This is a genomic window from Photorhabdus australis DSM 17609 (assembly GCF_000711895.1).
Classification (GTDB): Bacteria; Pseudomonadota; Gammaproteobacteria; order Enterobacterales; family Enterobacteriaceae; genus Photorhabdus; species Photorhabdus australis.
Map to the genome: position 1 here is coordinate 1 of NZ_JONO01000007.1, position 16,999 is coordinate 16,999.

The window sequence follows — 16,999 nt, forward strand, 5'->3', positions numbered from 1 at the left end:
TCATCTTTCAAGTTGCCTCTTTGTTGGCTGCACTCACTCACCCCGGTCACATAGTTTGCTATGCTCCCGGGGATTCGCTCCCTTGCCGTCGCGATTCATCTTGAAATCCATAGGGTATATAACCATAATAAATGGTTTCGGCTGTCATGGTATTCCCTAAACTTTTAGCATTGTCTCGAACATAATGTGACACCATTTAAAAAACTCCAACCGATGAACGACAGCCATTCGTTAAGAGTAGAGCCAACAAACATCGGCATTTCCATGATTACAATACAATTAAAATAACAGGTCCTTACCTATGTCTTTAAATTCTGTGATGATAAGACATAAAAACAATTCATTACTTTGCTAAATTATTTTGATAATCAGATTTTTTCGACAAGCTCTTCATTATAGGCATTTTTATGTTTAACCAAGACATAGCTTCAATAATAACACGTATTATACCAATTGGACTTGAGACTTTATGCTCACATTAGAATTCATTATATTTTGTGATGAATATCAATAATCACCTCCTCATATCAAACAATAGATAAAACGGAATTGACGAAATAATCCAGCATCAATCCTGAGATTTTATTAAAATTCAATTTATTATCTCCTATGTTTTATCATAAAAAAAACTGTAGTAATGCGGGAATGATCACAAAAAGGGCACCAAAAATCTTAACTATATGATTATTATGAAGTTATCATCCCAGACACACTGATACTATAATGCAATTAATAGGATATCAACATATAAAAACATATTTCATAACCTTTTGAATATATTATTAATCATTCAAATAGTAAATTAAAAAAATGATAAAAAGAAATATAATTTCTAAAATGTCGATTTGAACAAACTTATCTCTCTGTTATATATAAGTTATTTCCATAAACAATAGAATTAATTACAGAGTTCATTTTCATACTTCGATAAATGATGAATTAATGATTAATTCATGCAATTATTTCCATTTCAGATGTTCTTTATTATTCTAAACAACAAAGTCTGTAACGGACAGCTCCCTTTGTTTAGCCATGGTTTTCTGTGATATGCCACTCATACATCATCAATAATAACTGAATACATCTTCAAGTCGGTTATCTGAATGGCAAGTTATATCAGTGCCCAGTGCACGAGTTACAACAATTGCGTGGCAAACATACCTGCTGGCAAGGTATCGCCAGTGCTACTCCGTCCCTAAACATCTCCAGCGACGAGCTAATAGTGTATACCCGTCATCTTTCAAGTTGCTTCTTTGTTGGCTGCGCTCACTCACCCCGGTCACAGTTCTCTATGCTCCCGGAGATTCGCTCCCTTGCCGTCGCGATGCATATTGAAATCTATTGGGTATAGTATTTCTCTAATCATAAGATAAATATTTGATTCACCTATTTTGCCAATCAGTTAATTTACTTTGATTGCTTATAATTAAATTTTTCGAAATTAATGCAGAGTAGAATTAGAATATAATAATTATATAAACAGAAATACACATTAATAATAAATTACATCGTTCGCCTTAATTACGTATTTTTATGATTGGATATAACCCCAAAAAACAGATAATGTATAGCAGTATCTTTTATTAAGTTAAGTTATTGAAAAAATTAATAATTACAAGTTTCTTTAAAATATATTAGTTGTCATTAAACATATAATGTTCAGTATCATTACCCAAACTTCTTATTATAATTACCCTATTATTCATAGGATTTAATGAGTATCGTATCGTTCCTATAATAATTAGACAAAGATTGTCCCAATAAAAAATTAGCATGAAAAATTAAATCCATGTTTTATTATTAAGATGGAAGAAATTGATAGACATTTACAAAATTAGCAATCCATTTATATTCAAGCAACACAACAGCCTGAATTTTATTACTGATAAGTCTTTACTCGCTGAATGGGTACTGAATAGTCCATTAATTTCCCAGGTTAATGATTAACCAAAGTTAAAATCAATTAAATTTAATATGATGTTCTAATACCCCTGCTATAATGTAAAATTTTTTTTCCAAATGAAAAATAAAAACCCGAGTTGACATTGTATATTCCACGATCTATTTTCTGTTTGAATTTTAGTAAAAACATGATGGCGGATGGTAAACAACTCCAACTAAAACTAACCTATTGATATTCCTACTCTTGACTCAGTAATACATACCTTTAATTTTTCAAAATTAAAGAAACATAAAACATATTCTTACAGGTGTTTTCTCAAATCATAAAATATAACTAAATAATTTTTTGATTTAATTAGTATTAACGAGTTCTTCCTAAGATATCGTCATTAATTCAATACGATGTCATTTTAGTTCACCCTAATAAAGAGATATTACAATGGGCTGGAATACATTTACTCACGCACCAGATAGTTACCATCTTGCTGTCGCTCATATTCGTAATAGCTTGCAGCAGCAAGGTTTTGCTACTTTCAATGCCGCTGATCTTGACCTTTCTGACAGTGAAAAAATCGATCTTATCTCTCTGTGTGAATTATCGAAGTCATTGCCGTTAGATCGATTTGGTGAAAGCGGTCGTCATCGCAGTTACTGTGAAGGGACGTGGAACTATGAAACAGAAGCTATTGATTGGAAAACAGGTTATCAGCAGTCCGATGGTAGCATAGAGATGGATTATCATCAGGGAAGTGAATATCAACCTGAATTTGGTGGTGTGGTACGCAAATTCCTGCGCATGCCTGATGAAATACTTAATAAAGGACTACTTAATAAACTCATTTGGCACGATCTGAGTCTAACTGGCATGGCGGAACATTATTCCCGTTTGCGGTGTGGTGTGCATCTGATCAGAATGCAGGCACTACCTGGCAAACCAGCAAAGATTACTCCTAACTGTTTTCATCGTGACGGTCAGCCATTTACCGCTGTGCATTTGATTGAACGTTACAATGTCGAAGGCGGTGCAACACATATCGCGCCGCCTTCTTATGCGAATTACCAAATTGAACAAGTACCTGCCCATGAAATAACTCGCTTTCTCCTTAATGATCCCCTTGATAGCTATATCATCGATGATGCAGCGATTTGTCATTACATCAATCCCGTAACTTGCGATGAAAACGCCGATGTTGGGGCCCGTACTATCATTCTGATTGATTTCACCCCGTTAGAACAGAGTGACTCGTGTTCTCAGTAGCGCTTTTGCCATGAAAGTATTGATAACTTTGAGTGATAGTTTTTACGGCAATCACTTAGCTGCAAAAATCCTTTTATCTTAGGAAGAATTTTGTGAGTAATTATTCAAACACCTTATCGAATGTTCCACTCTTATTACCAACGTCGGCTCAACACAGACTATGGCTTATCAGCCAAGGAAATATGGATTCAGCATTATATAACGTGCCATTTTCGCTACGTATGCATGGTACGTTAGATAAAGAAGCGCTTGAACAAACGATTATTTTTATGATTGAGCGCCATCCGGTATTACGTTCACAATTTCATATTCTCAATGGCGAATTACAGATAACATTGAATTCTCAGTGGCCTGAATTACGCATCAGCGATCTCAGCAATTATTCCCCAGAGGAGCGCGAAACCAAAATACAGTCAATCTGTGATAATGAAGTCAGATATTGTTTTAATCTCAGTAGTGATTTGCCCTTTCGCTGTTTATTGCTGCGTCGGCAAAAAAACGATCATCAGTTGATATTTACTCTTCATCATATTGTATTTGATGATTGGTCTACTCACGTTTTTCTTAATGATTTTAGCCATGCCTATAATCGATATAAAACAGGTCAACAACCCAATTTGGCGACGATTACCTACCCGCATGTCAGCAACTCTGTAACAAATATTCATATGAATAGCCCCCATCGGCAACGCTTACGCGATTATTGGGGAAAACAGCTGGCAGAATTGCCTGAACTGCATAAATTACCTACAGATCGGCCACGGTTATTGGAACAACGGGGACGTGGTACGGTATATCAGAAGTCACTTCCTTTATCTCTCGTTGGACGTATTGCTAAAATCTGCCAACGTTATGGATTGACACCTTATATGGTGGCGATTTCCGCTTTTGCCGTATTGCTGAATCGCTATTCACACGATAACGACATCGTTATTGGTAGCCCATTTGCGAATCGTCATAATATTGATGAGCATGTCCGCCTTGGCTTTTTTATCAATTTGTTACCGTTGCGTTTTCGCTTTAACGACGGGATAAGTTTCAGTGAGCTATTAGCCCAAGCGCGCGATATATTGCTTGACGCATATGAAAATGCTGATTTGCCGTTTGATGAAATTGTTGATGTGGTACAGCCCCTGCGTTCTCTGAGTCATCCCCCTGTTTTTCAGATCATGTTTGATTATTTGAAGAGTCCGGGGCAAGCATTGCAACTGGATGGGTTGGAGACGGAAGTACAATTTATCCATTCTGGTACGGCTAAATATGATTTGACGTTATCGATAGAAGAATCCCCGAATTCTCTATTCTGTCTGGTGGAATTTGACACCGATTTGTTTGATAACCTCACCATTACTCGCATGGTGAATCACTATGAGAAATTGTTAGATAGCTTGTTAAGTGAGCCTGAGCAGTCTGTCGCCAAATGTAGCATATTGCCGCCAGAAGAGCTGGAAATGCTGGCTCGCTTCTCCCGTCCAACAGAACCGCTGCCGGTATTGGAATTTATTTCGGTAGCTGAACGCATCAAGTCACAGGTGCGTAATCATCCAGACGCACGAGCTATTGTTTGGCGTGATCAACGTTTCACCTACGCTCAACTGGACGAGTATGCACAATGCCTGCTCGCGAAGATGCGCCAGTGTGGCGTTAAACCGGGTAGCCGGGTTGCAGTATTTATGAGCTACCGGCCAGAAATTATCATCTCTTTTTACGCTATTCTCTCTGCCGGTGCGGTTTATGTGCCGTTGTCCCCCTCTGATCCTCGCTTCGCCGATAAGATAAATGATGCACAGCCAGTACTGATCCTCACCAGTGAGCAGGATGCGGTTGGTTTGCTTGATTTTCGTGCCATCGTGCTGGAAGTTGACGGGCTGTTTCGTCAACCAGCCCCGCGGGATGTGCAACCCATCTGGCCAGTTCAGGAGAGCGATTCCGCCTATATTATTTACACTTCTGGCTCAACAGGTAATCCAAAAGGAGTGGAGGTAAGCCACGGTAGTCTGCATGCATCGTATCATGCCTGGTGCCATGACTATCGTTTCACCCAACCCGGTGAGCCAGTATCGCTACAACTTGCCGCACCGATTTTCGATCTCAGTATAGGGGATTTCAGTCGTACTCTGGGCTGTGGTGGATGCTTGGTGATGTGTCCACGTGAATGGTTGCTAGATGCACCTGAAATGCACCGCTTGATGATAAACGAAGGGGTGACCTTCGGTGATTTTCCTCCTGTGGTGCTGCGTCAATTAATTCAGTTCTGTCAGGATAATGGGAAACGCTTAGATGGATTATCAACACTGGTGTGTGGAGCTGATGTCTGGTTCGGTCATGAGCTGCATGCGGCGCAAGCGCTTTGCCGCCCCGATGCACGTATCCTTGGTTCTTACGGTGTAACCGAAGCCACCATTGACAGCACTGTTTTTGACCCGGAAACACATCCATTGGAAGCCGGACGAGTGATTCCATTGGGCAGACCGCTGGCTAGCTGTGAACTGTTCATTGTTGATAAACACCTGCAACAAGTGCCGATTGGCGTCAATGGTGAATTGTTGATTGCCGGTGTCACCGTAGCAAAAGGATATCTCAATAATCCTCAACTCACAGCAGAGAAATTTATCACCGGCAAATTCGATAGCCAGGGCCGTTTTGTGGTAGATGCTAGTGGTACGCGTTTTTATCGCACCTCAGATATTTGCTGTTTCCTGGCTGACGGCACTATTGATTTCATGGGACGCAGTGATCATCAGGTTAAAATTCGCGGTTTTCGCGTCGAATTAGGCGAGGTGGAGAGTGCGTTACTGGAACACGCAGATGTGCACCAATGTGCGGTTGTCGCCAGTAATGATAGTACAAATAATAAAGTGTTGGTCGCCTATGTTGTGTCATCCGCTGATACTGACAAGTTACGTGGTTATTTGTCCCTGCGGCTACCCGGCCATATGATGCCACGTGCTTTCGTGTTTCTCGATAAATTACCTACCACCCCCAACGGGAAGGTTGATCGCAAGCGCTTGCAGGTTCCAGATTTTTCACTACCAGAAAATCAGGAATCTATGACAGAACCCACTAACGCCTGTGAAGAACAACTATTGGCGTTATGGAGAACGGCGTTAGGGGTTCAAGTCATCAGTACGGAAGATAATTTCTTCTATTGTGGGGGCAATTCATTAATTGCTGCCAACCTGATTACACAGATCAATAAGACATTTGGTGTTCAGCTTAAGCTTTCCGCTATTTTCAATCATCCGACTATCGTCGGGTTGGCCTCGTTACTGAACAATATTAAAAAGGGCAGTGTTGAAAAGGACAGCGCGGAACAGCGTGTTACTGTGCCGCACGTTTCGCAGGTCAGTAATTTACTCTCATTCGGTCAGCGCAGTTTGTGGTTGATTGCGATGCAACGGCCGGATGATTGCAGTTACAACGTGCCTTTTACATTGCGTCTGCATGGTAATCTGCATTTTAGTGCGTTAATGCAGGCATTGAATGACGTGGTACAACGCCATGATGTATTGCGTACCACATTCTCCAGTCAAGTCAGCAAAGTAAGCGGGCCGGATGGCACATCCAGTTTTGAACCCAGTTATCAGGTTGCGTCTGAATTAACGCTACCTCTGCATCAACAAAATATCTCCGGCGGTGAGTCTGCGCTGGCATCGAAGTTGCGGGAAGAAGTAATGGCAAGTTTCGATCTCGCCAATGGGCCACTCATCCGAGCGGTACTGTTTAAGCTGTCCCCGCAAGAGCACGTGCTTTGTATTACTCTGCATCACATTATTTCCGATGGTCGTTCGCTGGCAATACTTTTTGATGAGTTACGGCACTGCTATCAGGCACGTCTGGCAAGTAAAGCCCCCACGCTGCCCATGCTGGAAGCAAACTATGGGCATTTCATTAGCTGGCAACGCACTCGACAGGCTGAACCGGCGGTACAACAACAGCTTCATTTCTGGCGTCAACAATTGGCGGATGCGCCAGTTACTCTGATACTGAATGATATGACTGCACCCACTGACGAGGCGGCGGCAATAAGTTGTGTTATTCCCCACGAGTATGTTGAAGGTGTAGAGAAACTGGCTCGTGAACAGAACTGTACACCGTTTATGGTCTGGTTGAGTTTGTTCGCACTCCTGTTGCGTCAGCAAAGTAATGAGCAAGATCTTATCGTCGGCACACCGGTGTCACTGCGCACCATACCTGCATGGGATGCGCTGATTGGCTACTTTGCTAATACTTTGCCGGTACGTATCAATAGCCGTGAGTTGCACACTTTTCAACAACTATTAATGCATACGCGACAAGTTAGTCTCGACATCCTTGAAAATCGTGATTTGCCGTTCGATTATTTGGTACAAACCCTGAATTTGCCTCGTGTGACAGGTAAGAATCCTGTTTTCCAAACTATTTTTTCCTGTGAACTGGATCAGCCAAACGATGAAACATTCGGGGACATGAAGGTTTCAGACGTCGAGTTAGGGGACTATCGCGCCAAAATTGATTTGGAGCTGGCTATTAACCGTATGAATGGTCAGGTTTACGCTCACTTTATGGCAATGCCGGGAGTGTTATCTGCCGTCACTCTGGGACGGATAAGTAAGCATTTGCTAGCTATGTTGCCGCAAATCATTGAAAAACCAGATACAACATTGGCTGATTTGTTGACGGTTACGGTTAATGCTGGCAGTAGTACCCAATCAGAACTCGTTGTTGATAAACCACAGGGACTGTTTCAGTTGTTTCAGCAGAGCCTGTCCCAATATGGCGGACATGTGGCGCTGGAAAGTGATGAGTTGAGTCTGAGTTATCAGCAACTTGATACATTGACGGCATATGTGGCACAGCAACTACAACAAGCAGGTGTAGGTCGTGGTGATCGAATTGGCATTCTGATGGGGCACCATCCACATAATGTCACGGCAATGCTGGCAATTAACCGGATTGGTGCGGTATTTGTGCCACTAGCTCCTGATAACGCCGAACCAACAAATCGGTATGTAATTGATAACGCAGAAATAAAAGCGATCTTGTGCCGAAATGAAACAGCGCCTTTGTGTCAACGTTTTGGGCTGATGGCAATTAATATCGATGAGTTAGATATAGCCTATGCACCCTATATAGCTATGGCAGCTATCTGCCAGCCAGACGACTGTGCTTACGTTATTTACACGTCGGGATCGACGGGTAAACCAAAAGGCGTCGCGGTCTCCCACCGCAGTGTTTGCCATAACATTCTGGCCATCCGCGATGAGCTGAGGCTTGAACCTTCCTCTCGCATAGTGCAGTACTCTTCGCCAGTGTTTGATGTGATGTTGGGAGAAATTTTTCCCGCGCTTGCAGCAGGTGCTTGCGTGGTCTTCGGTAAGAAACAGCAACTACTACCTGGCCGTAATCTGACAGAGTGGCTGGCACATAAACAGATTACGCATATGTGGATTGTACCTTCTGCGTTGGCGATAGTGCCGTTAGTACCGCTGCCTAATCTCCAGGTACTTATCGTAACTGGTGAGCCTTGTATGCCCGAAGTCGCCCAGCGTTGGTCTGTAGGGCGCAGGTTGATGAATGGATACGGCCCTACTGAATGTGCGATTGTGGTATCCCTTACCGATTATCATGCCGCAGGCCAAAATCTGGTGCTGCGTCCAATGGGCGATGTTCGCTTCTATCTGCTTGATGAACAGAGAAAGCCTGTGACATCGGGGGAGCTGGGTGAACTTTATTTAGCGGGAACCTGTGTCGCACAGGGCTATCTGGGTATGGATGAAAAAACCGCTGAGGTGTTTTTACCCGATAGTTTTGCACCACAATTAAAAGCTCGCATGTACCGTACCGGCGACATTGTGCACCAACGCATGGATGGTGCGCTGGAGTTTGTTGGTCGGGTTGACCGTCAGGTAAAAATCCGTGGTCATCGAATTGAACTGAATGCGGTACGTGCCGCCCTAAGTGCGTTACCGGGTGTACGTCAGGCCGAAGCGCTGGCGATCACCGATAGCCAAGGGAATAAAGAGTTGGCAGGATACATTGTTGGCGAAACCAGCCGCGGTGAAATCCTGAACGCATTACGTCAGCAGGTTAGTGAAGTGATGGTACCGACAGCGCTGTTCTTTCTTGATGCTCTACCTACCGGCATGACGGGAAAAGTTGATCTGAAAGCGTTGGCTGAAATGAAACTGACACGTGCCGGTCAGCATCAATCTTCTTCTTTGCCAGCCCAAAAAATTGTGTCATCACTGAGTCGCGTTGAGTCTATCTGGCGTGAACTGCTGGAAAGGGATGAGATCGGTTATGACGAAAACTTTTTTGATGCCGGCGGCCACTCACTACGGGTTATGGCGCTATTCCAGCAATTGAATGAGGCGTTCGGTAGCGGCTTATCTGTTACCGATATTTTCGCTCATCCCACCATTCGACAACAGGCGCAGCTGCTGGACACACTGTCGCAGCAAAAAACACCCGTTGCGGCCACATTACCGATAATCACTGAAGCGATAGCAACATCAACACTGGATGTCTCAACTCTGGATAGCAACGCCATTGCGATTATTGGTATGACTGGCCGCTTCCCACAAGCGCCGGATCTCGACACTTTTTGGCAGCGATTGTTAGCGGGTTACGACGCCAGTGTGGAATTGTCTGACGAAGAATTGCTGAAACGTGGTGTCGATCCAGCACTGTTAAGTCACCCGCAGTTTGTCAGACGCGCACGTTTGCTGGAGGGTTGTGCAGAGTTTGACGCACGCTTCTTTGGTTATTCATCACGTGAAGCACAGGTGATGGACCCACAACAGCGGTTGTTTCTTGAAATGGCATGGGAAACGCTGGAATTATCCGGCTACGGCAATGATAGTACACCGCGTTCAGTGGGGGTCTTTGGTAGCAGTGGCTTCAATTATTACCTGTTAGAAAACGTCATGCCAAATAAAGACCGGATGCACCTCGATCCCGGTCAGTGGCAAATAGGTAATGACAAGGATTTTATCGCCACACGTGCTGCTTACAAACTGAACCTTAGCGGACCAGCTGTCAGTATCGGCACCGCCTGTTCGTCATCACTCACAGCTATTCACTTTGCCTGCGAAAGCTTACGGCGTGGTGACTGTGACATGGCGCTGGCAGGTGCTGTAGCACTCGACCCACAACAGGTTGGCTTTGTCCATGTCAGTGGTGGAATTATGTCTCCAGATGGCCTCTGCCGACCATTTGACGCGGCGGCCAATGGTACAGCCAGCGGCAGCGGCGGTGGAATGATATTACTAAAACGTCTGTCCGCTGCTTTGGAGGATGGCGATACCATCCATGCGGTAATTAAAGGTTCGGCTGTCAATAATGATGGTGCACAAAAGGTTAGTTACACGGCACCAAGTATTGACGGTCAATCTTCAGTGATTAAAAACGCGCTGCGTAATGCCGGGGTATCGCCCGCCAGCATCAGTTATATCGAAGCACATGGTACGGCGACCTCTTTAGGTGATCCAATAGAAATACGTGCGCTGACTCAGGCTTTTCTGGAGCAATCTGACAGTGAGATGTTGCCTGTAGGGAGTTGTGTAATAGGTTCTGTGAAAGGAAATATAGGCCATATTGATGCCGCCGCCGGTATCGCGGGAGTCATCAAAACCGTGTTGGCGCTGCGTCACCAGACTTTGCCGCCAAGTATTCACTATCATCAACCCAATCCTGCAATCCACTTCGAACAGACTCCATTTTCCGTGATCAATACCGCACGTCCGTGGCCGCAAACCAGCAAGCCACGTCGGGCCGGTGTAAGTTCTTTCGGCATTGGCGGCACGAATGCGCACCTTATTCTGGAAGAAGCTCCGCGCCAGCAAGATGTCCGTAGATTAGATGACGAACGCTGGCAGCTGTTGCCGATTTCAGCGAAAACGCCACAAGCGTTGCTTCAACAAGGGGAACGCTTGGCTACAGCACTGACTAGCTGTCATGAGCCATTGGCGGATATTGCCGGGACTTTGCAACAAGGACGCAGCGCTTTCAGTGAACGTGCTTTTGTTGTGGGAAAAGATCGGGAGCAATTAATCAATCAACTACGCCAGCTATCGCCGCAGACGGTTAGTCGCAAACAACAGCATCGGCCAGTGATTTTTATGTTTCCGGGACAAGGCAGTCAGTCTATTGACATGGGCCAATCGCTCTATCTGTGCGATGGTGTATTCCGCCAGCAATTTGATCGCTGTGCTGAACTGCTACAGCCACACATCAAACTGGATATCAGGCAGTTAATTTATCCGCAATCGGAACGTGACAATGCTGTCAGCCGGTTAAATGCTACCCGTTATACCCAGCCTGCCCTGTTCACTGTTGAGTATGCGTTGGCCCGCCAGCTACAAACGTGGGGTATTACCCCTCAAGCAATGATTGGTCACAGCCTCGGTGAACTGGTTGCTGCCTGTGTAGGGGGTATGCTAGAGCTGGAAGATACACTGGCATTGGTAGCAAATCGTGCTGCAATCATGCAGCGTCAGCCCACAGGGGCAATGCTGGCAGTACAGGCATCATCTGCACGCATGGTTTCACTGGCGCCAGAGTGTGAATTTGCAGCGATCAACGGGCCTGAACAGTGCGTGATAACCGGCAGCCATGACAATATCGCTGTACTGGAAGAACAATGTAACAAAGCTGATATTGCTTGCCGACGGCTAACAACATCACATGCATTTCATAGTTCATTGATGGATGCTGCCGCACAACAGATGCGGGAATTCAGCGCAGGCTTCACACTACAATCCGCTACTATTCCGATGATATCCAATATCAGTGGCAGTTGGTTCAGTGAACAGGATCGCGATAATTCTGGTTATTGGGGAGATCATCTGCGTCAACCGGTACGCTTTCATGATGGTATTCTTACGTTGCTGAACCGTTATGACAATCCAATCCTGCTTGAAGTGGGTCCGGGGAGTGCGCTGACCAGCATGCTGAAAGATCTACAGCAGACGGGACAGGCTCAGATACTGACCACGATGCGCCGTACTCATCAGCAGAAATCGGATGAAGAGGTGCTGCTTAATACCATCGGACAGTTGTGGCAGCAAGGCGTCGCTATCGATTGGGCTGCATTTGGTCATTCACACAAATTACATCGGGTTATGCTGCCAGCGTATCCCTTCCAACGCCAACATCTCTGGTTAGAACATCCTGTCACTACATCAGCCGCCGTAATAAATACACAACGGAGAAAACTGCCAACTTTCACACGGGTTTCGGATAGAGAGGGGATCACACAGTTTACTTGTAAGCTAGATGATCATATCTGGTTTATTGACGAACATCGTATCTTCGAAGGACAAGGCGTATTACCGGGCACAGGTTGCCTGGAATTAGTGCGTCGAGCTTTTCATGAATTGCAACCCGGTGGCACGGCTACTTTCAGTGAAGTTTATTTCCCCTCACCGTTGATACTGTCATCAGGTGTTGAGTGCCAGGTACGCATCAGTTTGACCGCCATTGATCGCAGCTTTGCCTTTACGCTGGAATCTCACGGTGATGGTGATGACATGTGGCAACTCCACGCAAACGGCAATGTTACTGCCGTCTGCTCTCCACCAGCAGAGACTGTTTCACCTTATGAGTTACATCGAAATTTGCAGCTTGAAGAAGTTGCAGAGGCGTCGGAACGTTTCAATCAAGCATTCGCTGACTATGGACCACGCTGGCAATGCATTGCAGGTGTCTGGATGGGTGATCGCTGTGCATTGGCGCAGTTGCGACTCAATCAGGCATTTATCGATGATTTGCCTGATATTGCATTACATCCGGCTTTGCTCGACTTGGGCACGGTGTTCCTGCATGCCTGTCTGTTGCCGGGTGATGCTTCAATACCGTTCCATTATGGTTCGCTGACGCTGCATCAGCCATTATGTGCCGAATTTTACAGTCTGGCGGTTGAAACGGCACCTCGGACTTATGACATCACGCTATTCAGGTGGGATGAGAGCCAAAATTGCAGGCAAGTGCTGGTTGAAATTCACGGTTACAATTTACGTCAGATCAACTCCGTGCCACGCCAGCCAGCACTCGAGGCGAATGTAGCACAGTGGTGTCGTTACCCTCGATGGTTGCTAAAGCCGCTGGGTGAAGCAAAGCAGAATCATGCACCGTGGCTGATTTTTGGTGCCCAAGCCGCTGAGTTGAGTGATTTATGGCAAACGGCGGCGCCCGGTAGCATTATTGTTGAAGATGCTGATGAATTTCTGCAACAGAATACTGACCGCTTTAGTTTGCGTAAGGATCAACCCGAAGATTATCAACGATTAATAGATTGCCTGATACAGCAACAAGTGCTACCAGAACGTATTATCTGGTGCTGGACTGCGGCAGTGATTTCTCAACCAGAGGCCGCGTTTGAACAACTGGCGGCTGCGATTAAAGCGCTTACCCGTCATCACAAGGTTTTTAATATTACCCTGATTTCCCGTGGCCTACAGGCAGCCAGAGTGCTGGAAGCCTGTAATGCCGCACCCGCACTTGGCTTGCTGGGAATATTGGCAGCAGAATATCCGGGGTGTGCTGCACGTCATATCGATCTGGATGATAACACTTTTGCTACACATCAATCGCTGATTGCGGAACTGTATACGGATATGCAACCAGAAGAAGCAACAGAAGGAATTCCGGTTACCAGCATTGCGCTTAAACAGGGTAAGCGTGAATTCCAGACATTTACTGAGCTTGATGAGATACCTCACCGACAAATTCTGCGTGATGGCGGTGTTTATCTGATTACTGGTGGGCTGGGAGGTATTGGTCAGTTATTGGCACGTCACATCAGCAATACATGCAGTAAGGTTAAACTCGGTATTTTGAACCGCCGGGGAACTCATGGGGCGAGTGAAGCTTTCCTTGATGTGTTACAGAAATCGGGCGCTGAAGTCATGATATTGCGCGCTGATGTTGCTGATGGCGTGGCATTGACTAAAGCACTGGAACAGATGCGGGCAAGATTTGGTGCTATCAACGGTGTGATTCATTCAGCCGGTATTGAAGCCAGTGGATTACTGGAACATAGCACGTCGCAGAACTGGCGGCATGTGATGGCGGCAAAAGTCAGTGGTACCCAGCAACTGATGACGGCGATTAGTCAGGACTCTCTCGACTTTGTTCTGTTGTGCTCTTCACTTGCTTCATTGGTAGGGGGCATTGGTCAAGCAGACTACGCGGCGGCGAACCGTTATCTTGATGCCGTGGCACACTACTGGCGACAGCAGGCTATACCGGTAACGTCAGTTAACTGGGATACTTGGTCAGAAGTAGGAATGGCCGTGGATTATGCTGCCCGCCGTAAAGAAAGTGTGATTGGTCTCAGTAATCAAGAGGGCTGCGCTATTTTCGATCTGGCTATCGCCGGAATGGAAGCACAAATCGTTGTCAGTAAATTTACTCCTGTGCGGCACAAGCAAGTACGGAATGTATCGGCGATATCTTATTCCACCAGCCCGGAGGAAGCGGTTCGTCAATTGTGGTATGAGCTACTGGGTGAAGAGACGATTAATCTGGAAGATGATTTCTTCGAACTGGGCGGTCATTCACTGTTGGCAACGCAGATGATCTCCCGTTTACGTGATCATTTCCAACACTGTCTGACGCTGGCGGAGTTTCTCGAACAGCCGACAATGGCTCGTGTTGTCCGTTCACTATCTGACGATAAAAAGAGCCAGGCTCCTGAGAATGCCCATATCCGTTATTGTCTGGTGCCAATTAATCACGGCGATAATGGTAATTATTCACCCTTCTTTTGTGTGCCGGGTATGGGCGGCAATGTTACCCAATTTATGCCCCTAGCCGCGGCGTTACCACGAGAACTGCCATTTATCGGTATGCAATATTTGGGGCTTGATGGAAAAACCGCGCCACACCAATCGGTGGAAGAGATAGCAACACATTACATTGCCTGTTTGCGCTCAGTACAGAAACAAGGACCATATCATATCGGCGGTCATTCATTGGGTGGCAAGGTGGCCTATGAAATGGCACGGCAGCTTCATGGTGAAGGAGAAAACATCGGTTCTCTAATACTACTCGACTCTGCCGCACCACCCTATGCACCGGTTCCGTATCAGGAAGATGCTGATATCGCCAAAGTTATTCTTGGTATTTTTGCCTACTACACTGACCGACTGGAAATGATCGACAGCCTGGATGACGACGAAATGCGTGCACTACCACGTGAGGCGTTACTGAACTACATCAAAGAGCAGCTAAAACGCTTCTCGTTGATTCATGCACAGAATGATATGGGCTCAATTAACGGATTGTTCAATGTCTATCGAGCTGCGTCGGATATGTCACCGAAATATCGTCCAACACCGGTACAGTTGCCAATTCCTATGCTGTTAATAAAAGCGGTGGAACCTTTACCGAAAGGGGTTGTTGTACCGGAGATCCGGGAGACCAACGCCTGGGGTTGGGAGAAGTTCTCTAGCCTTCCCATTCACATCGCGGAAGTGCCGGGGAATCATTATAGCTGCCTGATGGAAGAGCACGTGGCACATGTATCGCGGGCGATAATCCATCACTTTCCGTCAATCATGAAAGGGGGACTGGTATGAGTGACTCTTCCCCAACGGTTCACCTTCCTGAAAACCGACAGCATAAACGCCGATTGGCAATCATCCTAATGACATTGGCTGTGGATGCTCTGGGTATCGGGATTGTCCTTCCCGTTTTACCCGATCTGTTGCGGGAGGTTGCCCCTCAACCACCGGAAGCGGGTGTGCCGTTAATCGGGTTATTTGTCTCACTATACGCTTTTGCCCAGTTCCTTTTCGCCCCGTTGTTAGGGGCGCTTAGCGACGCTTGGGGAAGGCGACCGGTATTGCTTGCAACACTGTTTGGAACGGCACTGAGCTATACGCTGGTGGCGACAGCGCCGTCGCTGGGATGGTTAGTGACCGGTATATTTCTTGCAGGCGCCACTGCCGCCAGTACTTCCGCCGCATCAGCTTACGTAGCGGATGTTACGCCAGCGGAACAGCGAGCCGCGCGTTTCGGTCTGGTCAGTGGTGTTCTCGGCTTCGGCATGGTTGCCGGACCTGCCTTCGGTGGATTATTAGGCATGATTGCGCCACGCCTGCCGTTTGTGATTGCTGGCTCACTGGCCGCGGTGAACGCTATCGCCGCCATGTTTGTTCTGAACGAAAGTCTGACCAAGGAGAACCGGCGTTCGTTCGACTGGCGCCGGGCCAATCCTTTGGGCAGCTTGAAACTACTGGCGACGGATGGAGTACTGAGACGATTGGTTTATGCTTCGGCCCTTGGCATGGTGGCTTACGGTATTTTTCTGGCCTGTTTTGTCTTACTCAATGAAATGCGTTTGGGCTGGGGGCCACGTGAAAACGGTTTGGCTCTCACCGGACTCGGCGTCGGGATCATCATAACGCAAACTTGGTTGCTAAAAATGTTCGTGGCGCGCTGTAACGAATACCGCACAGCGATCATCGGTTACGGACTCTATATGTTGGCGTTTATAGCTTATAGCCTGGCCGTATCACCACTTATTGTCGCGGGTGCCATCGCTTTGCACGCATTGGCGTTAATCAGCGATTCAACACTTCGTGCTTTGATTTCATTGCGTGCAGGCAATGAGCGGCAAGGGGAATATTTGGGAACGCAGAACTGTATGTTGGGCCTGGCTATCACCGCTTCACCGCTGTTGGGGGCGTTCTTGCTGCATTTTTCATCTCATCAGGGACAACCTCTCTATTTCCAAGGGCTTCCCTTTGTTATTGCTGTCGTTGTTTGCTTCTGCGCCATATTGATTTTGCTACGTGGTTCTCAGGCAGACATTAAATTACACGGTTTGTATAAATAAAAAGATCACCAGCC

At 46.1% G+C, this 16,999-nt stretch carries 3 protein-coding genes; all 3 read left to right on the top strand.

Annotated elements, in window-relative coordinates; genetic code table 11:
- Window positions 1-2,341: 2,341 nt before the first annotated feature.
- The 3 genes from BO26_RS03160 to BO26_RS03170 all read left to right on the top strand — a co-directional run bounded on the left by BO26_RS03160 (window position 2,342) and on the right by BO26_RS03170 (window position 16,985).
- Window positions 2,342-3,160, top strand: a complete 819-nt coding sequence (locus BO26_RS03160) for a 2OG-Fe dioxygenase family protein (protein ID WP_036768689.1) — start codon at window positions 2,342-2,344, stop codon at window positions 3,158-3,160.
- Window positions 3,161-3,252: 92 nt separating this feature from the next.
- The gene (locus tag BO26_RS03165) at window positions 3,253-15,723 is read left to right on the top strand and encodes a hybrid non-ribosomal peptide synthetase/type I polyketide synthase (protein ID WP_236637242.1); all 12,471 of its coding nucleotides are present in this window, start codon (window positions 3,253-3,255) and stop codon (window positions 15,721-15,723) included.
- Window positions 15,720-16,985, top strand: coding sequence for a tetracycline resistance MFS efflux pump (locus BO26_RS03170; RefSeq protein ID WP_036768692.1), 1,266 nt, complete (start codon window positions 15,720-15,722; stop codon window positions 16,983-16,985). Before BO26_RS03165 ends, BO26_RS03170 begins: the two co-directional genes overlap by 4 nt.
- Window positions 16,986-16,999 lie beyond the last annotated feature (14 nt).

Coding starts and splice junctions, on each gene's coding strand:
- BO26_RS03170 (WP_036768692.1), top strand. CDS start 15,720: ATGAGTGACTCTTCCCCAACGGTTCACCTTCCTGAAAACCGACAGCAT.
- BO26_RS03160 (WP_036768689.1), top strand. CDS start 2,342: ATGGGCTGGAATACATTTACTCACGCACCAGATAGTTACCATCTTGCT.